This window comes from Arthrobacter gengyunqii (assembly GCF_023022985.1).
In the GTDB taxonomy this organism is placed as follows: Bacteria; Actinomycetota; Actinomycetes; order Actinomycetales; family Micrococcaceae; genus Arthrobacter_B; species Arthrobacter_B gengyunqii.
The window spans coordinates 3,609,197-3,632,736 of record NZ_CP095461.1; the positions used below are offsets into that span (position 1 = coordinate 3,609,197).

The following is a 23,540-nucleotide window of genomic DNA, read 5'->3' on the forward strand; positions in this document are numbered from 1 at the left end:
AAAACCTTCAGCGGGTCAAAGCGGTCATGCACACAGGACGCAACGGCACAGAAGCGTGTCCGTTCCGCCGCCTCCCCCGGACAGTCCCCCCACAGCGCTGATGCTTGTTGATTCAAACAGCAGGTCCAGGAATTCACCCACCAAGCCGTTGGCACAGCATTGGGACGACGCCAGAACGGGCGGCAGTGGATACATCCGCTCCATGTCGAGACGTTCCACGTCAGTATTCAGCTCAGCTGCCAGCACATTGAGCAACCTGCTCTCGACTGCGGGACTCATGGTTCTGCGCTTGGAGATCCTGTCGATCCTGGTGCCCGCTCCGCTGGCTGGGCTCCCGGTGTCCAGCTGCAGGTGCAGGATGTACTCCAGTGCGAGCAGGTCCACTTCATGGAGCGCCGGTCCGTCGATCCATGCCACATCGATGGTGGCAACGTCATAGGCAACGAGCGGGAGAACATCGAACCGCACTCCGGTGAAGGCACCGGCCAGAAACGCGCCGAGCCGGTCGGACACTTTCGCTGGCCACAAATGGTCTGTCATGTGCCCTTCGCCGATCCGTAGTCCTTCGCGGAGTACTGGCTGCCCCGGCTTGCTCCGCACCGGCGGGGAGATTGTCGTCGTCGACAACGTTTTGGAGTGTAATGCCTTCCGCATGCCGTGCGCCAGAGATTACCCCGAGTTGGGGGAGTTTTCTTTTCTGTCCTTCCGCAGGTGCGAGGCTGCCGTCCGGATCCGCTGAAACCGTGGTTCTCGGCGTCGGTCCGGCCCGCCGCGCCGGGTGCTTTTCAACGCCGCTTTACTCCCTTTTTTGGCAGGCGCAACTAGTTTCTCGGTTTTCGAGAGGTTTTCCAAAAGTCTCTGGTGGATACGGCGTGGCTGCTGGAAGGATGTGAGCCTGACGGCATCTCTTATCTCCACAGCCGGAAGACGGCAAGCAAGCGCATCCCCAGCATTCATCCATTTTCCAACCTCAGGGCCGGCGCAGCGATGGACACGATTCGTTCTTCATGGTGCAGAGGCCCATTCCCACCAGACGGCGAACTCCTATCAACGTGGTTCAAACACGCCACCACTGTGCCCGCAGCACAGCTCTTCCGCAGTTCCGTCGGGACCCCCGTCCCGCCTGGCCGCAGCGCCAGGGCACCGAACTTTGAATTTATTCTCCATGGCCGGAAAGTCATCTTCGGCCTGACATCAACGGGAGGACCCTCCAATGAGCCAGTTAGCAGCAACACACCAGGCTAAGCCGCTGACCAACGGAGCCGAATGGTGGTCATTGACCATCCAGCCCACCGATGCTGACCTCTGCGACGCAGTCCTCGGCGACGTCGTCATCCCTTTGGCTGCCCAGGGACGATCGTGGGGCGCACAGCGGTGGTTCCATACCCGGTGCATGGATCCGGCCCACCCGTTTATCCAGGTTCGCATCCTTGGTTCTCCCCGCGTTCTGGACCGCTTGGAATCCTTGATGCGTGCCTTGGTTGATCAGGCGGCTCCCCGCCTGGGGGACCTGCAGACGTCCGAGTACAGGGAGGAAGCCATTCCCACCCGCTGGGACTACGGGCCGGTTTCCCCCCGCGCCGAATCAGATCTGGCGAAGTACGGCGGAGCCGAAGGACTGGCCCTCGCGGAAGAGGTCTTCGAGCTGTCCTCGGATCTGGCCGCTTGGGCAACCTCCCGCTTTCCGAAGGTGAACAGCCGCTCGTCACTGGCCGCACTGCTTCTCTTTGATGCCAGCTACGCCATGATGCGGGGACCGCGGTCCCCGGTTTGGGCGGACCGCCGGGCCATTTCGTGGGACTATTACTGGGACAGCCATCTTCGCAGCTGCACCGCGGGATCGGGACCCCAGGCCGCCCATATGCGCAACGCTCTGACGTCCCAGCTGGCACCGCGGATCCTTCCGGCCCACCGGCTGATGGCCGCTACGGCTTCGGAGCCGGCCGTGGACAACTGGCGCAAGCGCTGGTCCCGGGCCATCGACACCTATTTGTACCGGGCGGACAAGGTAAGGGCCAGCCGCAGCGCCCAGCAGCTGACCGTGTACCAGAGCCGCCTGATGCTGAACCGGCTCGGCATTTCTGTTCGGGACGAGGCCGGCCTGGGATTGTATGCGCGTTCCTGGAGCAAGGAACGCGAAGCGGAGTTCCTGCGGATGGCTCCCTAAGGCGCAAATCCGGGCCATGTGCGGATTGGCTGCCAGCGTTTTCCAGCTTCCTCACAGGTCAATTGGTAATACTATTAAGGTAACGCGAGGGGCGCTTCCGGAAGTGAGACCACCGGAGGCGCCCCGTCTTTTAACCTTGGTCCTCCGCTCCCGGCCCGGATTTCAAACGCTGCAGCCGATTTGGAAAAATATGGACTGATGGTGCGCGCGCCATAAGAGGCACGCGTCCCATGGCAAGGCGGAATCCGAAAGGCGGCTTCGGCGTGCAGTTCTCCTGTACCTGCATTTACCATCCACATCCGGCCACTGCCCGGCTGGAAATCATGCTCTACGACCCCTTCTGCGGCCAGCGGGCACACCGGCTTTCCGGCTCCACCAAGTTTGAGCCCGGCTACCTTTTCCGCCGCTAGCTGTACTGAGACAGGCAGTTCACGAACCGTCGCGCTCAGCGGATTCCGGGGCCATCCCCGCGGACACCGGCTGCGGAGCTTCCGGCTGTGCGTGGACCTCGTCAACCCCGGCTGCTTCGGGCACCGCGCCCGAGACAGCGGCGTTGGCCGGAGACAGCGACTGGTCCCGCAGATACCGCAGCACCACAATGGCGACGGCGGTGGCCGGGACGGCCAGGAACGCGCCGACAATGCCAAAGAGCGTGCTGCCCACGGTGACGGCTCCGAGCACGACGGCGGGATGCAGCTTCAGGGTTTTGCCCACCAGGAAGGGCTGCAGGATGTTGGATTCAAGCTGCTGCACCACCAGCACCAGGCCCAGGACAATCAGCGCCGTCACCCAGCCGTGGGCCACAAGAGTGACCATGGTGGCTAGGATTCCGGTGGCAACGGCTCCGACAATGGGTATGAAACTGGCAAAGAAGATAAGGACCATCAGGGCCAGGGCCAGCGGAACATCCAGGAACCAAAGACCCAGGCCAATGAACACGGCGTCTGCCAGCGCGACGGTAGCCTGCGCCAGGATGTAGGCGGACAGGGTCTTCCATGCCTCTTCGGACACCCGCACGGCGTGCACAAACGCCCGGTTGTTGGTCCAGCGGCTGGCCCAGGGCAGGAATTTGTCTCCGTCCTTCAGACAGAAAAAGGTGAACACCAGGGTCAGCAGGAACACCACGGTGACGGACGTGACGGTGCCCAGCCCTGCGGTGATTCCGGAAATGATGTCGCTGCTGTGTTCCCGGAGCTGGGCTACTCCGGCGTCGAGCAGTTCATTGAAATCAATCGTCTGGACGGCGAAGGGAAGGCCTGCCACGAAGTCGCTGAGATCCCGCAGATTCTCGCCGGCGCGCCGGACCAGTTCCTTGGAGCCTGAGGAGATTGACGGGAGTACCAGCATGGCGACCCCGGCGACGGCACCCAGGAGTCCCAGGAGGGACAGCAGCGCAGCAATCCCCTTGGGCAGCACTTTGCGCAGCACCCGATTCAGCGGCCACAGAATGGAGGACAGCAGCAGCGCCAGCAGGCCGGGAAGGACAATGGACCACAGCGACCGGATTCCGAACCAGAGCACCACGAGGCCGGCCAGGACAATCAGTCCCCGGGCAACCCATACCGAGGCCGCAGTGAGCCCCCGGGCAAACGTGCCTCGCGGCTTCAACCCGCGGGATCCCGAACCGCCGGCTGAGGATGACTCTTCGGCTGGGAGGTTTTGGGGCGGCGAGGCTGAGGCATCGGTCGTAGTCACCATTCCATCTTGCCTCACCCCTTGGGCTGAGTTATTCCATCAGCAGGGGCTGGGCCTCAATAAACACCCAGTCCCGTTCCCCCAGGATCGGCTCAATGACCGGGCCGCCGGCTTCGGCAATGCGGTCCTGCACCTTTCTCGGGAGACCCTCATCACGGAGGTTCTCCCGCAGCCAGGTTTTGGCCGTTCCATCCAGGTACGGCCACCAGCGTTCAATCTGGATCGGTTGCATTTCTGCCCCCTTTAACTCGCGGTGAATCAACGGTGCCACCGCTGTCCGGAGCGCGCAAGGGGGCTCCGCCAGTCGCAGGTGCCCACTGGCCGGGCGCCCGGATTCCCCGGCTACGGCAGGGTACTGATGCTCTCGATGGACTCGCGGGCTTGTTGCGCCAGAGTTGCCGGGATGGGCGCGCTCTTGGCGGCGTCCTCGGAGGCAGCCTGTCCTTCGTCGCTGACAACGTACAGCCCGAACGTCTTCACCAGGTCCACCGTGTTCTGATCCTCATAGCCGCTGCAGTAGATCTGGTAGGAAACAAGGACCAGCGGATAGGCGCCGGGGACCGTGGTGGTGCGGTCCAGATGGAGGGCAATGTCATGGGGTCCGCGGTCCGGAACGCGGCTTGCCTGCGCGACGGCGATGGACGCGCCGTCGGCACTGATCGGGACGTATTCCTCACCGACCAGCAGATTCACTGTGCCCATCGAGTCGTCGATGACGGAGTCATCCGCATACGTGACGGCGCCCTCGGTGCGGGTCACGGTGCTGACCACGCCCGCGTTGCCCTGGGCGTTCTCGCCGCCCAAGCCACCCGGCCATGTTCCCGAGGGGCTGTCCTGCCAGGCATCGGGAGCGGCCTCGTGCAGATACTCCGTGAAGTTCTCGGTGGTGCCTGAATCATCAGCCCGGCTGACCGGAGTGACCGGGAGGTCGGGGAGATCGATTCCGGGGTTTTGTGCCGCAATCGCGGGATCGTTCCACGAGTCGATATCACCGCGGAAAATCCCCGCGATGGTCGCGGCGTCCATGTTCAGGGAATCAATGCCGGGCAGATTGAAAGCCACGGCAATGGGCGAAATGTAGGCCGGAATGTCCAAGGCTCCTCCGGGACCGCAGACTTCGCGGGCCCGGTCCATTTCCTCCTCCTGCAGGTAGGCGTCCGAGCCGGCAAAATCCACCGCACCGGCCAGGAGGGCGCTGCGTCCGGCTCCGGAGCCGTCCGGGGAATACTGCAGCTGCACCTTCGGGTGCAGGATGCCGAAGCCTGCAATCCAGGCATCCATGGCGGGTCCCTGCGCGCTGGAACCGGAGCCGGAGAGAATGCCGGAGAGGGTGGAGGTGCTGTTTTCCGCCGCCTCGCGCTGCGCGTCGCCCAGGGGATAGTCAGAACCACAGGCGGACAACGCCAGCGCGGCGGCGGCAACCAAGGCAAGAGTTCGGGCGGGACGGGGTTTCGGCACGGAGGCTGTCCTTCCGGGGACTGTAGCTGTGGGCTGGTGTGGCTGCCCGGGGAACGCCCGGAGAAACACCGGGCACCAGTTCAAGGCTAGCGGTCGTTCCCGCTCCTCCGCCAACCGAAAGACCCTCCCGGCCTTGGCCGCCCACCCGACCGGTGGAAGGATTAAGGAACCGCCGCAGCTGCCCTCCTTCGGTCCCGGGCTCAAACCGGGCCCCGGAGACCAGCTGCCATCGGCCGAGGAGGAGTGAGAGTGCTCGTTACCGCAGCCGTTTTCGCCGTGATTGCCGCGGCAATCCACCTGTACATCTTTGTTCTGGAATCCCTGCGCTGGACCGCCCCGGCCACCATGGCCGTCTTTCGAATATCAAGCCCGCAGGAAGCCGCCTACACTCAGTCGCTGGCCTACAATCAGGGCTTCTACAACCTGTTCCTCGCCGTTGGGGCAATGCTCGGCGTTGTGCTGCTCGGCGCCGGCAGCAGAGTTGCGGGGCTGACCCTGATGAGTTTCACCTCCGCCTCGATGGTGCTGGCGGCCCTGGTGCTGGTGATCAGCAACCGCCGCATGATCCGGCCGGCCCTCATCCAAGGCGGTCCGGCGCTGATTTGCCTGGCGTTCACGCTGCTTGGCGCCTCATAATTCAACTGCTCCCTTAGCTGCGGGCGGCCCCGTAAGCGGCACCGGTCCACAGGTGGAACAGCGCGTACGCCCGCCACGGCCGCCAGGGTTCGGAAAGGGCTGCCGCTGCACGGGCTGTCGTCACACCCAGCGCACGCTTAAGCACCAGATCATCGGCGGCATAGGCGTCGCGATCTCCGAAAACCCGCACGGCCAGATAGTCAGCCGTCCAGGGGCCGATGCCGGGAAGCGCCAGCAGTGCAGCCCGGGTTGCACCCGGATCGGATGCACTCCCAATCGACAGCCCCGAGGCCGCCGCTTCCGCCAGCGCGGTGACGGTGCGGGCACGGGCATGTGTCAGGCCCACCGCTGCCTGCAGGTCCGGCGTCGGCACTGCCGCGAGCCGGTCCGCTGCGGGAAAGGAACGCAGTCCATTCCGTTCTTCCCCGCCGCAGGCCACAACCAGCCGGGCGCCGAAGGTACGCGCGGCAGCCAGGGACACCTGCTGGCCCAGGACGGTCTGTTTCGAAGCCGTCCACTGCTCCGGGCACGCGCAGGCCCGGAGCTGCGGCCACCAGCGGAGCGAGAAGGTCAAAGCCGGAGAGGAACGGATCAATGACTGCGGGGTCCGCGTCCAAATCCAGCCAGCGCCGCATCAGTGCCAGGACTGCGGCTTCCTCCTGCGCCAGGGTTTCCGCCGGGGCCTCCGGAGCCAGGGACAGGTCCACTTCCACCATTCCCGGGCGGCCGAACCGGACCCGGACCAAGGCCGGTCCGGACAAAGCCGGCACCAGCCGCTCCACCCAGGCACCGCCGTCGCCGTCGTACTCCGCCCGCTCCAAACCGGGCACGGCGTGGGCGGCCAGGGCACGGAACAGCGGCTGCCACGCGAACGGTTCGGCGCAGGACAGTTCATGCCGGACGGTCTGGTTCACCCGGCCCTGCACTATGACATTCCGGTCATGCGAAGGGTGATGTTAATGCGGCCCTGGGCCAGTCCGCAATCGGGATCAGCCGTGCCGGGGAGGGTTTTGGGCACGCCGTGGTAGGCGAAGCGCGAGGGGCCGCCGAAGACAAAGAGGTCTCCGGATCCCAGCTCAATATCGGTGTACGGTTTGGTCCGGGTGGAAGTATTCCCGAAACGGAATATGCACGTGTCGCCGATGCTCAGGGACACTACCGGGGCGCTGGACTTCTCATCTTTGTCCTGATGCATGCCCATGTGTGCGCCGTGGGCGTAGTAGTTGATCAGTGCCGTGTCCGGGGTGTAATCCTCGGGTTTCCACAGCTCCGGAGCATAGCCGGGCTGCCCGGGAGCGCCGTAGGCCTCGGCCAGTGCGCGCCTGCCGAGGGTGATTAGCCAGTCGGGCACCTCTGCGACCCGTCCGCCGCCGACGTCGTCGGCGGTCCGGGTGTATTTGTACGGCTGCCAGTGCCAGCCCAGACAGACCGTCTGCACGGACATGGGATGCCCGCCGGGCAGGACGGCGGCACGCATCGGCACCGGACCGATTGCCCACTGCCGGCAGGCCTCGACAATCCCGCGCTGGGCATCGAAATCCAGCCATCCGGGCACGTGGACGGCGCCGGTGCCCAGCTCGGCACGGTCACGGTCACGGGGAAAGAGCGAGCCCGTCATGCGGCTGCCTCCAAATTCAGCAGAAGCCTCTTGGCTGCGGGACCGCCGCGGTACCCGCCGGTGCTGCCGTCCGAGCGCACCACCCGGTGACAGGGAACCACCACGGGCAGCGGATTCAGGGCACAGGCCGTGCCGACGGCGCGGACCGCGCCGGGACTCCCCGCCAGCGCGGCGACGGCGGAGTACGTTGCCGTGGAGCCGTAGCCGATGTTCCGCAGATTCTCGACGACGGAGCGCCGGAAGCCGGCGGTCAGCCGCAGGTCCAGAGGCAGATCGAAGGACCGGCGGGCGCCCGCGAAGTACTCGTCGATCTGCGCGGCGGCTTGCTGCAGCCGGTCCGGCGCCTTCAGGATCCGGGGGCTGATTCGTTCGGCGAGGACGGCCAGCACGGCGTCGTGGTCTTCGCAGGCGAAGGACACCCGCACCAGGCCTGCCGGGGTGGCCGCCAGCAGCAGTTCGCCCACCGGCGTGCCAACCACCGTGTAGGCCACGTCCAGCACGCCGGTGTCCGCGGCGGCGGCCGCCAGCCGGACGTGCAGGTGCTGCAGGACGGCGTCTTCGGCGGCCTCTTGTTCCGTCAACAACTGCAGCTCGTGCGGCATCTTCTGTGCCGTTTCTTTCTCCGGCACCGGTTTTTCAAACGGCGGGATCATCGGGACTCCTCCAGGTTCAGGCTGCGCAGTTTTTTCATGCCGTCCGCTGCCGACCGGCGGCAGGCTGCCTCGGTGCCGCCCAGCAGCACGGCCACTTCCGCATAGGACAGCCCCGCCAGATGGTGATAGGCGAGGGCCTCGCGCTGACGCTGCGGAAGGGTTTTCAGTGCCGCCCAAAGCGGATTGAAGTTCTCCGTACCGCCGGGTCCCGGATTCCCGGGGCCGCCGGTTTGGTGGCCGGAGCGGCCCGACGGCTCGGGCAGTTCCCCCAGCGGCACCGGCCGGCGTCCGGCGGCACGATGAACGTCAATGGCCTTGTGCTTGGCGATGGTCACCAGCCAGGCCTGGATGTTGGCTCCGGGAGCCAGTGCAGGATAAGCCCGCAGCGCCGCGAGGAAGGTTTCAGACCAGGCATCCTCGGCGTCCTGCGGACCCAGGACGGCACGGCAGACCCGCAGCACGGCCGGCCCGTGCTCCCTGACAATGGTTTCAAACGGTTTCACTTCCACACCCGGTAGACGTTGGCGAAGCGGCTTTTGTGAACTCTTTCCGAAAGACGTTTCCATCGTCTCACCCGTCGGACAGCGCACTGGAACATCGCCGCCGGCACTTCCGCCTGCACCGACGCAGCCACGGGGCCGCGATGTCTGCCGCTTTCTGCATCGAGTGCGCAGGTCTGGTGGGTTCTAGGGCCGGCCAATGCCACGTGTGTGCAGATCTGCCGATCTGGAGGAAGGTGAGCCCACCATACGTGCGCACACGTTCCGGCAGACCCGCCATACCTGAGCACACATTCGCGGGTGGCCGCTGGGCGTTCAGTCCCAAGGGGGGGCATGGACGGCGCTCATGAGCCGAGCGTAGCGCCTCAGCCGCCCAGCTGGCCGCTGAGCCGGGAGCGGATGGCATCGGAGGAGTCATTCAGGCCTGCGATGCGGACGGTCTTGCCCCTGGTCCGGTACTTTTCCGTGATGGCGTCGAGCGCCGCAACGGTCGAGGCGTCCCATACGTGCGAGGCGCTGAGATCAATCAGCACGTCAGCCGGATCCAAGGCGTACTCAAACTGGGTGTAAAGGTCATTGGAGGAGGCAAAGAAAAGCTCGCCCTGCACACGGTAGGTGACCGTGCCGCCGTCGTCCGCCGCCTCGCGCTGCACGGTGACGAAGTGCGCCACCCGGCGCGCGAAGAGCACCATGGCTGCCAGGGTTCCCGCGCCGACGCCGATGGCCAGGTTGTGCGTGAACACCGTGGCCAGGACGGTGATTCCCATGACTGCCGTTTCGGACTTGGGCATGCGGCGCAGGGTGGAGGGCCGGATGCTGTGCCAGTCGAAGGCCGCCCAGGCCACGAAAATCATCACGGCCACCAGCGCCGCCATGGGAATCAGCGCCACGATGTCTCCCAGCACCACCACCAGGATGAGCAGGAAAACGCCGGCGAGGAACGTGGAGATGCGGGTGCGGGCACCCGAGGCCTTGACGTTCATCATGGTCTGCCCGACGACTGCGCAGCCGCCCATGCCGCCGAAGAACCCGGTGACGATGTTCGCGATGCCCTGCCCGGCGGCCTCACGCGGTTTGGAGGACCGGGTGTCGGTGATGTCATCGACCAGCTTGGCGGTCAGGAGGGATTCCAGCAGGCCTACGAAAGCCATCGCCAGGGCGTACGGAGCGATGATCTGCAGCGTCTCTGCGGTCAGCGGCACGTCGGGAAAGAGCAGGGCGGGCAGACTGTCGGGCAGCGCCCCCTTGTCCCCCACCGTGGGGATCTTCCAGCCGGCGGCCACGGCGGCAACTGTCAGCACCACGATCGCCACCAGCGGCGCCGGCACCGCCGTCGTCAGCCGCGGCAGGCCAAATACAATAACCAGCCCGACGGCGACAATCGGGTAGACCAGCCACGGCACACCGATCAGTTCGGGCAGCTGGGAGGAGAACACCAGGATGGCCAGCGCGTTGACGAACCCCACCATCACGGAGCGCGGAATGAAGCGCATGAGCTTGGCCACGCCGGCGAGCGCCAGCAGGATCTGCAGTATGCCGGCCAGGATCACCGTCGGGACCAGGTACTGCACACCGTGGCTTGCCACCACCGGGGCGATGACCAGGGCGACGGCGCCGGTGGCGGCGGAGATCATGGCGGGGCGGCCGCCCACAAACGCGATGGTGACCGCCATGGTGAAGGAGGCAAACAGGCCCATCCGCGGATCCACGCCGGCAATCACTGAAAACGCGATGGCTTCGGGGATCAACGCCAGGGCCACCACCAGGCCCGCCAGGACTTCGGTTTTCAGCAGCCGCGGCGAGCGCAGGGTGGACAGGACAGTCTGCGCGACGGCCGGGGCAGGTGTCTTTGATCTCATAGCGGGCAAGGTTCCGTTCGGGTGCACTGGGAGGATCCGGCGCCGGGACGGGTGTGCGGGGCCGTGCGTCTGATCTGTTTCCAGATTACCGCCGACGAAGTTTGCCCTCTTTCAAGATTCATATGCTATTGATTACTAACGGTACTTACTATTTCACCACCCGTGCCCTCGGTTCCCCTCCGGAACCTTGGGGGCCTTGACGAGGAGGGCCACAGATTGCAGCCGCGGGACTCTATTCGGGTTGCCAGCGTCCCTTCCGGACACGTTTATATCCGCCATCTGGACCCGCTGCCGGGGACCGCACAGGGGATCCCCGGCGTTGTCCGCCTACCCGATCCCGACCCGGACTCGCCGGACAACCCGGCCACCGGCAAGTGGTGGCCACCGGTGATGCTCTCGGCGGAATGGGTTGACGCCAATGCAGAGAGCTTCGATGTGTTCCACATCCATTTCGGCTTCGATGCCCTTGACCCCCGGGACCTGCAGGAGGTGGTGACAGCACTTCGCCGGCACGGCAAGCCCTTGATCTACACCGTGCATGACCTGCGCAACCCCCACCATGAATCCCCCGCCGCCCACGACGCGCACCTGGATGTCCTGATTCCGGGCGCTGATGCGCTGATTACCCTGACCGAGGGTGCCGCGGCGGAAATTGAACGCCGCTGGGGCCGCCGCCCTCACGTCATTGCCCACCCGCACGTCGTCGAGCTCGACACCATGGCGGACTACGCACACCGACCTCGTGCCACCGGAGCTCCCTACCGAGTGGGCGTGCATGTGAAGAGCCTGCGGGCCAGCATGGAACCGCTGCCGGTCATCCGCGCTCTCTTGGAAGTCGCCCGGGAAGACGGCGGCATGGTGGTCCAGGTCAACGGGCACTGCGATGTCCTGCAGCCTGACGGCGCCCGGTACGACGCCGAACTGGCACAGTTCCTGGACAGGGAGGCAGGCTCGGCCGAGCTTGAGCTGCATGTCCACGACTTCCTGCCGGACGATGAACTCTGGAAGTATCTCGCCGGACTGGATCTGTCGGTACTCCCCTACCGCTTCGGCACCCATTCGGGCTGGCTGGAAGCGTGCCGGGACCTTGGCACCGCCGTGGCCGCGCCCGACTGCGGTTTCTATGCCGACCAGGGTCCGGTGTTCAGTTATTCGCACAGTGAGGACGGACTGGATGCCGAATCCCTGAAGGCCGCGGTTCGGGCCGCCAGAAACGCTGGTCCTCCCCGGCCCCTTGAGCCCCGGGTCCGGGCTGAGCAGCGGGCCGGCATTGCCTCCCGCCACGCAGAGCTGTATGCCGGGCTTCTCCAACGCAGCGGAGTGCTGCAATGAGGCTCTGCATCATCGGCCCCTCCCGCTTTCCCATCAGCGAGCCGTTCGCCGGCGGCCTGGAGGCGCACACCCACGCCCTGGTCTCCGCACTGACGGCCCGCGGGCATGACATCACCCTTTTCGCCGCCGCCGGTTCCGATCCGGAGCTGCGGGTGAACTTCCTCGACGTTCCGGCCTTTGAAATGAGCCGGGCGGCACGGAACGATGTGGGCGCCCATCCGGAACAGTGGATGGCCGAGCACCACGCCTACCTCTCACTCATGCTCGATCTGGCCGAACACGGTCATGAAAACTACGATGCCGTCCTGAACACCAGCATCCACCACCTCCCCATTGCCATGTCCCGGATGCTCCGGGTGCCCCTGATCACCACCCTGCACACCCCTCCCGTGGGCTGGATCGAATCCGCCATCCGCGTCCGTGGTGCTGCCACCCGGTTCATCGCCGTCAGCTCCCACACCCGGAACGCCTGGGCGGACCTGGTGGACGCCACGGCCATCCTGAACGGCGTGGACACCCGGAGCTGGCAGCAGGGCCCCGGCGGAGACTCAGCCATCTGGTTTGGCCGGATCGTGCCGGAGAAGGGCACTGACCTTGCCATCCAGGCCGCCAAAGCGGCCGGAATCCCCCTGGATCTGGCCGGGCCCGTCCATGACAACCATTACTTCGACACCGAGATCCGGCCGCACCTGGGCGCGGACGTGCGCTATTTGGGCCATCTGGACCATTCGCAGCTGCGCCGGGCCGTCCAGGGAGCATCCTCGGCGCTCGTGACTCCTCGCTGGGATGAGCCGTACGGGCTGGTGGCGGCGGAAGCGCTGGCGGCAGGCACTCCGGTGGCCGCTTTCGACCGCGGTGCCCTGCCCGAGATCCTCACCCCGGACTGCGGCCGGCTGGCGCGGGCGGACGACGTCGGCGCCCTTGCGGTGGCGCTGCGCGAGGCGTCCGTCCTGGACCGGAACGCCGCGCGGCGGCGCGCGGAGACGTTCTGCTCTCATGAGCGGATGGTTGACGAATACGAGGCACTGCTCCTGGAAGCCTCCCAGCGGATGGCCGCCGCGTGATCGGGTACTACATCCATCATCAGGGCATGGGGCATCTTCGCCGGGCGCAGGCCATCGCCGCCCATCTGCCGGCCGGAAGCGTGACTGCCCTTTCCTCCCTTACGCGGCCTCACGGCTGGAACAATCCCTGGATCCGGTTGGACCGGGATGACACCGGTTCGGAGCCCGCGTCGGTGGATGCCAACGGACGCCTGCACTGGGTTCCGCTGCACGACGCCGGACTGCGCGAACGCATGGGGCAGCTGTCCGCCTGGCTAAGGGACGCTGCCCCGGGTGCCCTCGTGGCCGACGTCTCGGTTGAAGCAGCCGTCCTGGCACGGCTGCACGGCGTTCCTGTGGTCTCCGTGGCACTGCCCGGGCTGCGCAGCGACCCCGCCCACACGCTGGGGTTTGGCATCTCGGACGCCGTGGTGGCAGCCTGGCCGCCCGAGGCGCCTGACATGCTCACCACCGCTGATGACTGCGTCCGCGGGAAGCTGGTTCCTGTCGGCGCCATCTCCGGCATCCCGGTACTGCCCGGCCGCCCATCCGGTCCCGTCACCCGGGTCCTGGTGCTGGGCGGTGCCGGCGGCGGGGGCATGAACGACGCCGACATCGAGGACGCCCGGCGCCAGACACCCGGCGTGGACTGGGTTTCCCTGGGCACCAACCCCGGAAACCGCACCGCGGATCCTCTCCCGCACCTGAGGGACGCCTCCCTGGTGGTCACCCATGCCGGGCAGGGCGCCGTGGCGGATGCGGCGGCAGCCGGTGTGCCCGCAGTGATTGTCCCGTTGGAACGGCCGCATCAGGAACAGTTCACCACCGGCCGGGCACTGTCCCGGATGCCCGGACTCCCCGCCATCGTCTCGCCCGGTTTTGCCCGGAGCGACTGGGCCCAGGTACTCTCAGCCGCCGAGAAGCTGGACGGCCGCGGCTGGGCCGTCTGGAATGACGGCCAGGGAGCTGTCCGCGCAGCGCAGGTCATCGTGGATGTGGCAGCATCAAAGCCCGTTGCGGCGGGAACAACCTCGTGAAAGTCAGCGTCATCACCCTGGTGCACGGCCGGCACGCCCACCTGGCCGCCCAGCAGCAGGCACTGTTTCGCTCGTCCCGGCTGCCCGATGACTATGTCATCGTCGCCATGGATGACCCCGGAGTTGCCGCTTCCTTTCCGGACCCGCGCCTGCCCGGAACCGTCGTCGAGCTGCCCCGGACGGGCACGGCGCTGCCGCTGGCCAAGGCCCGGAATGCCGGGGCCCGTGCGGCACTGCAGCGCGGCGCTGACCTGCTGCTCTTCCTGGATGTCGACTGCCTTCCCGGCCCGGACCTGGTGGCCGGCTACGTTGCCGCAGCCACAGATTACGCCGCCTCGGCCCGGCTGCTCTGCGGGCCGGTCACCTATCTGGACCCGCCGGGACCTCAGGGCTACTGCCTGGACCGGCTCAGCGACCTGGATTCGCCGCACCCGGCGCGCCCCGCTCCGCTCCCCGGAGAGATATTTCCTGACGACAACCCGGATCTGTTCTGGTCCCTGTCCTTCGCTGTCACGGCGGAAACCTGGAACCGGATCGGCGGTTTTTGCGAGGACTACACCGGCTACGGCGGGGAGGACACCGACTTCGCACGCCTGGCCGGCCGCGCCGGTGCGGGCCTGGCCTGGGTCGGGGCGGCACGGGCGTATCACCAGTTCCATCCCACGCAGGATCCGCCGGTGCAGCATGTGGCGGACATTGTCCGGAACGCCAACCTGTTCCACGCACGCTGGGGCAGCTGGCCCATGGGCGGCTGGCTGCAGGGCTTCCGCGACCGCGGCCTCATTGAAGGCGGGCACGGGACAACGCCCTGCACCCTTGCCGACCATGTTGGACGGCCCGCCTGAACAAAGGATTTCGGGTCGGCGGAAAGGAGCACCGCAGCAAAACACTCGAAGATTCGTTGCTGACTACACTGCAAACATACCGCTCAGTATGTGATGCTAGTCACCATCAGCTGGATGCCGCTCCACGCCTCATGTGTGATCAAAGGAGATCTTCATGCAAAACCTCGCCGGAATTCTCACCGATACGGCTGCCCGGGTTCCGGACCGCCCGGTCCTGAAGCTTGATGACACCACGGTCACATACGCCGCGCTTGACGCGATGAGCGCCAAAGTGGCCGGTGTCCTCGCGGCCCGCGGAGTTGAACCGGGCGACCGCGTAGCCCTGATCATGCCGAACATTCCGCAGATGGCGTTCGTGTATTACGGGGTGCTTCGCTACGGGGCGGTGGTGGTGCCCATGAATCCGCTGCTCAAGGCGCGCGAAGTGGCCTACCACCTGCAGGATTCCGGCGCCAGGCTGGTTTTCGCCTGGGAAGGCATTCTGGCTGAGGCGCTGGCCGGCGCCGAGGAAGCCGGCGGCGTGGAGGTTATCCCGGTCAACGCCGGTGCCTTCCTGCAACTGCTGGCCGAAGCCGATTCGGTGAACGAGGTCCGCGAAGTGGACGGCGAGGACATTGCCGTCATTCTCTACACCTCCGGCACCACCGGACGACCCAAGGGTGCCGCCCTGACCCACAACAACCTGGTGACCAATGCCGACATTTCACGGAACCTTCTGCACACCGTGGAATCAGACGTCATCTTCGGCGGACTGCCGTTCTTCCACGTGTTCGGGCAAACATCGGCGCTGAACTCGGCCGTGATGGCGGGAGCCTCAATCAGCCTGCTCCCGAAATTCGATGCCGGAAAAGCCCTCGAAATCATCGGACGTGACGGCGTCACCATCTTTGAGGGCGTTCCCACCATGTATGTGGGCATGCTGCGCCATCCGGACCTGGCCGACACGGATGTCTCCACGCTCCGCGGAGCCATCACGGGAGGCTCGGCCATGCCGCTGGAAGTGCTGCACGAGTTTGAACGCGTTTTCGGCACCCAGCTGCTGGAAGGCTACGGACTCTCGGAAACCTCGCCCGTGGTCTCCTTCAATCTGCCGGGGCCGGACCGGATGGCCGGTTCCATCGGCAAGGCGGTGGACGGCATGTTTGTCCGCGTGGTCGACCCGGACGGCGCTGATGTGCCCGTGGGTGAAGTAGGCGAGCTGGCCGTCCAGGGCACCGGGGTAATGAAGGGGTACTGGAACAACCCGGAGGCAACCGAGGCCGCCATTCCGGACGACTGGTTCCGCACCGGAGACCTGGGGCGGCTCGACGACGCCGGAAACATCTACATCGTGGACCGCAAGAAGGACGTCATCCTGCGCGGAGGCTACAACGTATATCCCCGCGAGGTTGAGGAAGTGCTGTACGAGCATCCCGCCGTCGCCGAGGCCGCCGTTATCGGTGTGCCCGATGACTTGCACGGCGAGGAGATCGTGGCAGTGGTTGGCCTGAAGGACGATGTCCAGCCCGCCGACGACGACGCCCGCCAGGCGCTGCTCGCGGAAATCCGCGAGTTCGCCAAGGACCGGCTGGCCGCCTACAAGTATCCGCGTCGTGTCGTCCTGACGGACGCTCTTCCCAAGGGGCCGACAGGAAAGATCCTCAAGCGCGAGATCCGGGTGGATGCCCAAGAGGGGCAAGACGAGCCGCAGGTTGAACCGCAGACCTAACCTCCGGGCCCGCCGCGCCCCGCAGGCGCGCGGCGGGCCTTTCAGGCGTATGGCTCAGGCTCTTCAAGGGCCTCCCCGGGCAGGCCTGCGGTTTTGTCCGAACGCACCAGTACCACGCCCAGCACAATCAGGGCCCCGCCGATCAGCTGCACGGTGCCGGGCAGTTCGGACAGGAACAGCCAGGCCCACAGCACCGCAAACAGCACCTCCGTCAGGGACACGAAAGAGGCGATGCGGGAGCCGAGGGTCCGGGCCGCCACGATCCCTGTGACGTACGCCAGCACCGTGGAAAAAAGCACCAGTCCCGCCAGTGGCACCCACCAGGGCATGACCCGGCCTGCCAGCAGCACGTCATGGGTGTTGAAACCGGTGGGAAGGATGCCCACGGCACCAAGCGTCACCATGGTGGCTGCGCCCACGAGCATCCCGCCAGTGGCCAGCACCAGCGGCGGCAGGGAGTCGTTCGCCTTGGCGGTAATAAAGAAATAGATCGCAAGGCACACCGCGGCTGCGAGACCCCACAGAACTCCCACCGGATCGATGCGTATCTCCCCGCCGATATCCAGTACGAGCACCAGCCCGGCAATCGCAGCCAGGGCACCGCCCATGGTCCTCAGTCCCGGCCGCCGTCGCGTGGCGGCCCAGATCCACAACACCATGAGCACCGGTGCCAGGAACTCCAGCAGCAGCGCCACACCTACCGTCAACCGCTCCACGGCGTTGAAGTAGAAAAACTGGCAGCCGGCCACGCCGATAAACCCAAAGGCGACGATGGTCTTCCAGTTCTCACGGACCTGATGCCAGCGGCCGTGCAGTACGAGCAGCGCAGGGATAAGCAACACCAGGGCGGCACCGCCCATGCGGACGGCGACGGCCGACGTGGATGTCCACCCTGTCTCCAGCAGCGATTTGGCGAAAGAACCCGAGAGTCCAAACACGGCGGAGGACAGGAGGGCAACGGCAATGCCGGTGCTGCCCGAACTCCTCCCGGCGGTGCGGTGAGTCTCCACCGTCGTCGACCCCTTGCCTGCTTTACGTTTCACGATGCCTCCAAAGAGCACAAAAATGAGTGGCCCCCGGGACCTGTCAGGTTCATTCTTACCCCTAGACCATTACACTGGGAAGTCCCAGCACTCGGATGTCAGGATTCACAATGCCGTTAGGTCATGACACAGCGGACTCGCTCAACACAGTGGCAGCCCTTATCAACACAGCAGCAACGGCTTCCGATGCGCTGCTGACCCCGGCCGATTTGGACGTCTTCCTGGCACGGGAGCGTTTCAGCGGGTCCCGCACCCACACTGCTGCCGAACTGCGTGCGGTGCGGCATCTGCGGACCATCCTGCGCCAGCTGTGGACCGCGGACGAAGACCAGCTGGCAGGGGGCGTGAACCAGCTGCTGCGCAATTCCCGCGCGCTGCCGCAGGTGGTTCGCCACGACGAGTGGGGGTGGCACCTGCACTGCACCTCCCCCGCGGCACCCTTGGAGCAACGGTTGGCCACGGAGGCAGCCATGGCACTGGCGGACGTTCTGCGCGGCGGTGAGCTGGACCGGCTGGGAACCTGTGCCGCTCCGGACTGTGCGGCCGTCATCCTCGATCTGACGCGCAACCGGTCCAAGCGGTACTGCGACACGGGGAACTGCGGAAACCGGGAACACGTGCGCTCCTACCGCAGCCGGCGGTCAGCCAAGCAGGACACCAGCCCCTAGCCGGTGGGATGCAGCGGATTCCTGCAGGGCGGCAAAATTACTAAGTGCTCTTGTTACTTTGCTCACCTCCCGCTATGATCACGGTGAGCTTCGTCCGCCGTCACGGCGAACGGCTATTCCACACAGTCTCGATTCCGCGTTGTTCCGGCCAGGGGTTACCCCTGTGTCCGCTACCGGGGGTGCGGTCTGTGCCAGCACAAAATGGGGGTTTCAATTGCAGGACAATTCGAGCGCGTTCTACAAACGCGTCGGCGCTCTGGGCGCCGCAACAGCACTGGCGGTGAGCGGGGCGTTTATCGCTTCGCCCGCCCTCGCCGCACCGGCAGCGGAGCCGGAAGCAACCGCACCAGCCACGGCAACCACTGAAGCTCCGGTCGACGAGACCGTCGCAGAAGAAACGGTTGCCGAAGAGACCGTCACCGACGAGGCAACGCCCGTTGAAGAAGCTCCCGCGGAAGAGGCAGGAGCCCTGGCTCCCGGCCTGGCTGAAGCTCTTCTGCGCGACCTTGGCATGACGGTCGAAGAGTTCGAGGCAGCCGGCGAGCTGGGCCAGAAGGCAGCGGATGCCCTTCCCGAGCTCCAGGCCACCGAAGGCTTCGTGGGCATCGCCATCGAAGACAAAAAGATCGTCATCACCGGTTCCGGTGAGGCCCTCGAGGCCCTGACCCTCGAGCTGGACGCCACTCTGGTGGCTCCTGCCGCCGAAGAAGCTGACGTACCGGAGGAAGCACCCGTTGCCGCCGAAGCCACCGAGGCTCCGAGCGCCGAGGCTACCGAAGAGCCGGCAGCAGATGAAGAAACCGCAGCACCGGTGACCCTTGCGGGTGAGCCCCGCGAAGTTATCAAGAAACTCCGCGCAGAATACATTTCCAGCGTCGGCCTGGAAGGCCTGCAGTCCATCATGCTGACGGCTGACGGTTACGTTATCAAGGCGAAAAAAGCTGCAAGTGTTACTGATGGTTCAGTGCTCGCCGAGCGTCTGGCCGAAGTAGCGGGAACCACTCCGGCCGATGCCTTTGCCAAGAACAATCCGAGCGTGACTGTCATTGACGCATCAGGTCCGGCAAACGCCCTCGAGGACGTCGTCAACGGTCAGGGCTACGCCACCTTCACCGGCAACAGCGGCGGGGCGTGCTCCATTGGCTTCAACGGTTTCAACGCCGAAGGTGCCCCCGCGGTGATCAGCGCAGGACACTGCGCCGATGACGGCCAGGCAACAGACACCATCCTTTCCATTCCGGCAGACGACCCCGCCGCGGGCGGCACGCAGCCGTCTTTGGGGTCCGATCTGGGCACCTGGGGCTTCTCCCAGTTCGGTGGCGAGAACAATTCGCCCACCGAGCTCGGATCGACTGAAAACATCGGCACGGACATTGGTGTCATCAACGGGATCAACAATGAGCTTGATCTGCTGCCCGAGGTTACTCAGTGGGAAGATGCCAAGGATCTCACTACTGCGACCACAAAGATCACCGGAACCACCGACGCTGTTATCGGAGCTCCGATGTGCAAGTCCGGCCGTACCACCGGCTGGAGCTGCGGCGACGTTAGCGCAATCGGTGAATTCTATGTAGGCGCCCCGGACGGCGTCCGCGGAGTCTGGGGCTTCGAATCCACGCTGGAGAAGAATGCCGCACCCGGTGACTCCGGCGGATCCGTCATCTCCGGTTCCAACGCCATGGGCCTGGTCAGTGCCGGCCCCGAGGGTGGAAACTACTTCTTCTCCACCATGCTCTCCGATGGCATGAAGCGCCTGGACGGCTACACTGTTGCCGTCTTCGTTGAGGCCCCGGTCCTGACTTCCCATAAGAACGAAGGAACCGTCCTGACGGACGAAGCCATCCGCGGCACGGCCACCACCAGCACGGTCAAGCTCACGCGCGGCGACAAGACCATTGACGTCGACGTCGTGGACGGCTTCTGGAGCTTCCCGGCTCCGTCCACGGTTCCGACTGATGGAAAGCTCGAGTTCAAGGTCCAGGCAGTCAACGGCTTCAACGAGTCCAAGACCGTCTCCTACGACTTGACCGTCCAGGAAGCCAAGCTTGACGCACCGGTCATCACGAACCCGGCTGCCGACGCCCAGATCGCCGACTCGCTGACGACCATCACGGGCACCGGCATTGCCGACGCCAAGCTTTCCCTCAAGGTCTCCGGCAACAAGATTGTTGAAGACGCCAAGGAATCAGACGCCGGAACACAGGCGGTCGAACCCGTCGAGGAGACCGGCACTGCCACTGTCGATGCCGACGGCAACTGGGAATGGAAGCTCGACAACGCACTTGCCTACGGCGAGTACACCGTGAGCGCAACCCATGACGCCATCGAAAACAGCAAGCTTGAATCGGCTGCGGCTACCTCCAAGTTCTCCGTCATCCTGAACAAGCCGATCATCACCTCGATCACTGAAGGTGACGACTTCGCCGAGGGCTCCAGCCCTCGCGACATGTCCGGCACCGGCACCGCAGGTGCAGAGATCGACGTAACCATTGGAGAGACCACTCTCTCCGCCACTGTCGGCGACGAAGGCAACTGGAGCGTCAGCGGTTTCCCGACAGATCTGACTCCGGGAACCTACACGGTTTCCGCTGTGCAGAGCCTCTCCGGTGCAACTTCTGAAGCTGAAGCAACCTTCACGGTCACCGCCGTCGAGATTGCCCCCCAGGCTCCTCCCGTAGTGCCGCCGGCTCCCCAGCCGGGCGACCCCGCACCGACCACTCCGGCGCCTACCCCGGCACCGGACAACAACGGTGACGGCCTGCCCGACACCGGTGCTGCCGGCATGGGTCTGTTCGCCGGAGCAGGCGCACTGCTCACGGTGGGTGGTATCAGCGCACTGCTGATCAACCGCCGCCGCCAGCTGCAGGATGCCTAATCTGCCACTAGCGTGACACCACTAAAGCGGGTCCCGGCCTTGTGCCGGGGCCCGCTTTGGTATTTCTTACTTGAAAGACCCCAGGAGGATTGATGTCCATCCCGAAAAATACGTCGAACCTGGCGAAGGCTCCGGTGGCGGTTTTTGCCGCCGCCGCGCTGTTATTCCTCAGCGGTTGCGGCCAGGACGCACAGTCCCCGCAACCCCGTCCGTCCGCATCCTCAACATCCCCGGATACGGAGCCATCAGCGAACCCCCACGTCTCCGGCGCTCCCGCCGCGCAGGACAGCACCACCGCCGGAACAACAGGGGCCGTTCCCGCTACGCCCTCCGACCCCGACACCGCAACGGATGAGAACATGACCCAGCTCCTGCAGCTGCACACCCAGCTGAAAACCGATCTCGGTTCCGCCTATTCCGACGCCTGGATCGAGAACAACCAGCTCCATGTGGCCGTGACCACCCCGGAGGCCGAAGCTGCCGTGGCGGAAGCCGGAGCTGTTCCCTACCGGGCCGAATTCACCGATGCGCAGCTCCAGGACGCAACTGCGGCGTTCAAGGCCTGGCTGGGCACGGATTCGGCCCCGCAGGTCCAGCTGCACTGGCTCAGCACCAGCGGACGAACGGGCAGCATCACGGTCCGCGTGCCGGCAGAGCAGGTGCAGCCCCTCACGGATGCCGTCACTGAACAGCAGCCCACCGGCGCAGTGCAGGTCATTGTGGAGGAGTCCAGCGGCCCTGCAACCCCTCTGGGCACAAACGGCCCCTAAACGGGCAACAGGCTGTTCGGGTCCGGAAGAGGCTCCCTAGACTTGATGGCGTCGAGCAGACGGCATCACGGCCTCTTCCTAGGACCTGTTCATGGATCAGAAGCTGCAGAACCTGTTGTACTCACTACCGACCCGAACCGCCTGGATCATTCTGGGCAGCTGCGCCGCGTACTGGCTCATCTGCTTCACCGGTCTTTTGACTCCGCCGGTCTCGGCGCCCGCGAGCATCGCACTTTTTTGGTTTTACGCCATGCTGATGCTGGCCCTGGCATCCGGACTTGCCGCCGTCGCGCTCGGAGCCCTGCTCATCCTGCGGCGGCAGCGCGGTGCGCTCGTCTCCGTTCCCGCGCCGTCGAGCCCGGCGGCAACCAATGACGAGGACCTGGACCAGCTGGCCGGACTGGGCCGCATGCTTGACGGTCCGGAAAGCCTTCCGGCGCCTGCACGGCCAATGCCCCCGGCCAAAGGGCCGAAACGCAAGCAGCGCAAGCGCCGCCGCTAGCTGACTGCTGCTAGGCCGAGGGGTCGACGGGCCGGGAACCGGCGTCGTTCGCTGCGGGCGTTTCGTTAGCCGAGGGTGTGCCGTCGCCCGCCGGGGCCGAGCTGCTGCCGCCCGGCGCTCCGACAGAACCCGCGCCGCCGGGGATCTTGGCTGCGCTGCGGTGAATGCCGGATCCTTCGCTGAGGTGGTCCGGGTTGGGCTTTTCCGTCATGAGGAGCAGGGAGCAGATCAGGAGCGAGGCGATGAAGGCGATGCCGGCAGCCGTGAGGCCCAGGTCAACCCGCAGTTCCTTCTCTGCGCCGCCGGTGGCAAAGATCATGGTGGCAACACCCGCAATCACAGCCAGCACGGCAGAGAAAATGAGTGGGGCCTTCACGGAGTTCCGCTTCTGCGGCCTTCCGGATGAGCTGTTCGCCACTGTTTTTCCTCCTGCTGCGTTGATGTCCTTCGTTCTACAGTTTGTAGAACCGGAGTTGTCTAGTTTACGGCTTCTGCCGGACGGCCGGCGACGGGCGGGACTGGCTACCCTGTGACCGGGCGTCCCAGCGGGCACCGAGTCCGGACGTGGCCAGCATTACGGCGATGATGATGGCTGAACCGCCGGTTACCCCGAGCATTGCATGGGCCCCGAGATCCATGAGCTGAACGGCAAGCAGGATGACGGCTGTTCCCAGGCTGACCACACCGGTGATCAGCCAGTCCCGTGCCGGCAGGAACGTCTTGCGGGACGTGGTCCAGAGATAGAGTTCCACGGCGCCGCCCACCACCAGGGCAAGTCCTGCTGCAACCAGGAACCCTTCGACCGACCGCAGTGCCAGGACGGCGATTCCGGCAAGCGCGTAGGCTGCCGCTTCCAGCAGCTGGAGGCTACGGATTCGCTGTTCGCCATCGGTGCCCGCGAGGACGGCCATCCGCCAGACGGACACCGCCGTCAGCAGCAGGTACAGACCGCCGGCAACGGACAGTACGCCGACTCCGGGGGACTGCCAGAAAACCGTCAGGATGCCGAAGGCCGCCGCCGTGGCGGACCGTAGGAGGATGGGTACCCACGGGGTGCCGTGGTTGGAATCGCCCACTGCCGAGCCTCCGCTTTCGTATCTGCGCGTCATGTGGCCGGTTGGCCACCCACCA

General features: G+C 65.5%; 24 protein-coding genes and 1 pseudogene. 12 read left to right on the forward strand and 13 right to left on the reverse strand.

Going from position 1 to position 23,540, the window contains the following annotated elements:
* Positions 1-24 precede the first annotated feature (24 nt).
* Entirely contained in the window at positions 25-540 is a 516-nt protein-coding gene (locus MUG94_RS16790) for a hypothetical protein (RefSeq protein WP_227907248.1), read from the reverse strand.
* A gap of 673 nt (positions 541-1,213) precedes the next feature.
* On the opposite strand from MUG94_RS16790, the gene MUG94_RS16795 reads away from it, so the two are divergent.
* Together MUG94_RS16795 and MUG94_RS16800 are read left to right on the forward strand one after the other, a co-directional pair.
* Complete coding sequence (locus tag MUG94_RS16795; protein WP_227890873.1) at positions 1,214-2,167, forward strand: lantibiotic dehydratase C-terminal domain-containing protein; 954 nt, start codon at positions 1,214-1,216, stop codon at positions 2,165-2,167.
* 230 nt (positions 2,168-2,397) lie between these two features.
* The gene (locus MUG94_RS16800; protein ID WP_227907250.1) at positions 2,398-2,577 is read left to right on the forward strand and encodes a hypothetical protein; all 180 of its coding nucleotides are present in this window, start codon (positions 2,398-2,400) and stop codon (positions 2,575-2,577) included.
* A 19-nt stretch (positions 2,578-2,596) separates the two neighbouring features.
* On the opposite strand, the gene MUG94_RS16805 is transcribed toward MUG94_RS16800, so the two are convergent.
* From MUG94_RS16805 to pstS, 3 genes are all read right to left on the reverse strand, one after another.
* Positions 2,597-3,862: an AI-2E family transporter gene (locus tag MUG94_RS16805; RefSeq protein ID WP_227907253.1), complete on the reverse strand. Its 1,266-nt coding sequence runs from the start codon at positions 3,860-3,862 to the stop codon at positions 2,597-2,599.
* A 31-nt stretch (positions 3,863-3,893) separates the two neighbouring features.
* Positions 3,894-4,094: a hypothetical protein gene (locus MUG94_RS16810; protein WP_227890875.1), complete on the reverse strand. Its 201-nt coding sequence runs from the start codon at positions 4,092-4,094 to the stop codon at positions 3,894-3,896.
* Between the two features lie 110 nt (positions 4,095-4,204).
* Entirely contained in the window at positions 4,205-5,320 is a 1,116-nt protein-coding gene (gene pstS, locus MUG94_RS16815) for a phosphate ABC transporter substrate-binding protein PstS (RefSeq protein WP_227907254.1), read from the reverse strand.
* 249 nt (positions 5,321-5,569) lie between these two features.
* On the opposite strand from pstS, the gene MUG94_RS16820 reads away from it, so the two are divergent.
* Positions 5,570-5,956 carry a DUF1304 domain-containing protein gene (locus MUG94_RS16820; protein WP_227907559.1) on the forward strand — a complete coding sequence of 129 codons (387 nt, stop codon included), beginning with the start codon at positions 5,570-5,572 and terminating at the stop codon, positions 5,954-5,956.
* Between the two features lie 13 nt (positions 5,957-5,969).
* Here MUG94_RS16820 and MUG94_RS16825 read toward each other — a convergent pair whose 3' ends face one another.
* The 6 genes and pseudogenes from MUG94_RS16825 to MUG94_RS16845 all read right to left on the reverse strand — a co-directional run bounded on the left by MUG94_RS16825 (position 5,970) and on the right by MUG94_RS16845 (position 10,586).
* Positions 5,970-6,437: a DNA-3-methyladenine glycosylase family protein gene (locus tag MUG94_RS16825; RefSeq protein ID WP_423724315.1), complete on the reverse strand. Its 468-nt coding sequence runs from the start codon at positions 6,435-6,437 to the stop codon at positions 5,970-5,972.
* Positions 6,438-6,528: 91 nt separating this feature from the next.
* Positions 6,529-6,882 (reverse strand): annotated as a pseudogene (locus MUG94_RS17370) (AlkA N-terminal domain-containing protein); the annotation flags it as partial.
* A complete protein-coding gene (locus MUG94_RS16830; protein ID WP_227907258.1) occupies positions 6,882-7,574 on the reverse strand; it encodes an alpha-ketoglutarate-dependent dioxygenase AlkB family protein in 693 nt (230 codons plus the stop codon). The gene MUG94_RS16830 and the pseudogene MUG94_RS17370, both read right to left, overlap by 1 nt.
* On the reverse strand, positions 7,571-8,176 hold the full coding sequence (locus MUG94_RS16835; RefSeq protein ID WP_423724316.1) for a methylated-DNA--[protein]-cysteine S-methyltransferase: 606 nt from the start codon (positions 8,174-8,176) through the stop codon (positions 7,571-7,573). Before MUG94_RS16835 ends, MUG94_RS16830 begins: the two co-directional genes overlap by 4 nt.
* 47 nt (positions 8,177-8,223) lie before the next feature.
* Positions 8,224-8,736, reverse strand: coding sequence for an RNA polymerase sigma factor (locus MUG94_RS16840; protein WP_423724297.1), 513 nt, complete (start codon positions 8,734-8,736; stop codon positions 8,224-8,226).
* Positions 8,737-9,092: 356 nt separating this feature from the next.
* Positions 9,093-10,586 carry a SulP family inorganic anion transporter gene (locus MUG94_RS16845; RefSeq protein ID WP_227907265.1) on the reverse strand — a complete coding sequence of 498 codons (1,494 nt, stop codon included), beginning with the start codon at positions 10,584-10,586 and terminating at the stop codon, positions 9,093-9,095.
* Positions 10,587-10,802: 216 nt separating this feature from the next.
* On the opposite strand from MUG94_RS16845, the gene MUG94_RS16850 reads away from it, so the two are divergent.
* The 5 genes from MUG94_RS16850 (at position 10,803) to MUG94_RS16870 (ending at position 16,551) form a co-directional block, all read left to right on the forward strand.
* Positions 10,803-11,918: a glycosyltransferase family protein gene (locus tag MUG94_RS16850; RefSeq protein ID WP_227907267.1), complete on the forward strand. Its 1,116-nt coding sequence runs from the start codon at positions 10,803-10,805 to the stop codon at positions 11,916-11,918.
* Entirely contained in the window at positions 11,915-12,982 is a 1,068-nt protein-coding gene (locus tag MUG94_RS16855) for a glycosyltransferase (protein WP_227907270.1), read from the forward strand. The genes MUG94_RS16850 and MUG94_RS16855 overlap by 4 nt, the downstream gene beginning before the upstream one ends.
* The gene (locus MUG94_RS16860) at positions 12,979-13,998 is read left to right on the forward strand and encodes a glycosyltransferase (RefSeq protein WP_227907272.1); all 1,020 of its coding nucleotides are present in this window, start codon (positions 12,979-12,981) and stop codon (positions 13,996-13,998) included. Before MUG94_RS16855 ends, MUG94_RS16860 begins: the two co-directional genes overlap by 4 nt.
* On the forward strand, positions 13,995-14,843 hold the full coding sequence (locus tag MUG94_RS16865; RefSeq protein ID WP_227907273.1) for a glycosyltransferase family 2 protein: 849 nt from the start codon (positions 13,995-13,997) through the stop codon (positions 14,841-14,843). Before MUG94_RS16860 ends, MUG94_RS16865 begins: the two co-directional genes overlap by 4 nt.
* Positions 14,844-14,997: 154 nt before the next feature.
* Positions 14,998-16,551 (forward strand): long-chain-fatty-acid--CoA ligase, encoded by a 1,554-nt coding sequence (locus MUG94_RS16870; RefSeq protein ID WP_227907275.1) that lies wholly within the window; start codon positions 14,998-15,000, stop codon positions 16,549-16,551.
* Between the two features lie 41 nt (positions 16,552-16,592).
* Here the strand turns inward: MUG94_RS16870 and MUG94_RS16875 are convergent, their stop codons facing one another.
* A complete protein-coding gene (locus tag MUG94_RS16875; RefSeq protein WP_423724317.1) occupies positions 16,593-17,561 on the reverse strand; it encodes an EamA family transporter in 969 nt (322 codons plus the stop codon).
* Between the two features lie 143 nt (positions 17,562-17,704).
* Between MUG94_RS16875 and MUG94_RS16880 the strand changes: the two genes are divergently transcribed.
* The 4 genes from MUG94_RS16880 to MUG94_RS16895 all read left to right on the forward strand — a co-directional run bounded on the left by MUG94_RS16880 (position 17,705) and on the right by MUG94_RS16895 (position 22,409).
* The gene (locus MUG94_RS16880) at positions 17,705-18,262 is read left to right on the forward strand and encodes a CGNR zinc finger domain-containing protein (protein ID WP_227907277.1); all 558 of its coding nucleotides are present in this window, start codon (positions 17,705-17,707) and stop codon (positions 18,260-18,262) included.
* Between the two features lie 214 nt (positions 18,263-18,476).
* Positions 18,477-21,137, forward strand: coding sequence for a VCBS domain-containing protein (locus MUG94_RS16885; protein WP_227907279.1), 2,661 nt, complete (start codon positions 18,477-18,479; stop codon positions 21,135-21,137).
* Between the two features lie 92 nt (positions 21,138-21,229).
* Entirely contained in the window at positions 21,230-21,907 is a 678-nt protein-coding gene (locus MUG94_RS16890) for a hypothetical protein (RefSeq protein ID WP_227907281.1), read from the forward strand.
* 91 nt (positions 21,908-21,998) lie between these two features.
* Positions 21,999-22,409: a hypothetical protein gene (locus tag MUG94_RS16895; protein WP_227907283.1), complete on the forward strand. Its 411-nt coding sequence runs from the start codon at positions 21,999-22,001 to the stop codon at positions 22,407-22,409.
* A gap of 10 nt (positions 22,410-22,419) precedes the next feature.
* Here the strand turns inward: MUG94_RS16895 and MUG94_RS16900 are convergent, their stop codons facing one another.
* Positions 22,420-22,785: a hypothetical protein gene (locus MUG94_RS16900; RefSeq protein ID WP_227907285.1), complete on the reverse strand. Its 366-nt coding sequence runs from the start codon at positions 22,783-22,785 to the stop codon at positions 22,420-22,422.
* 106 nt (positions 22,786-22,891) lie between these two features.
* A complete protein-coding gene (locus tag MUG94_RS16905; RefSeq protein ID WP_227907286.1) occupies positions 22,892-23,518 on the reverse strand; it encodes a hypothetical protein in 627 nt (208 codons plus the stop codon).
* Between the last annotated feature and the right edge of the window lie 22 nt (positions 23,519-23,540).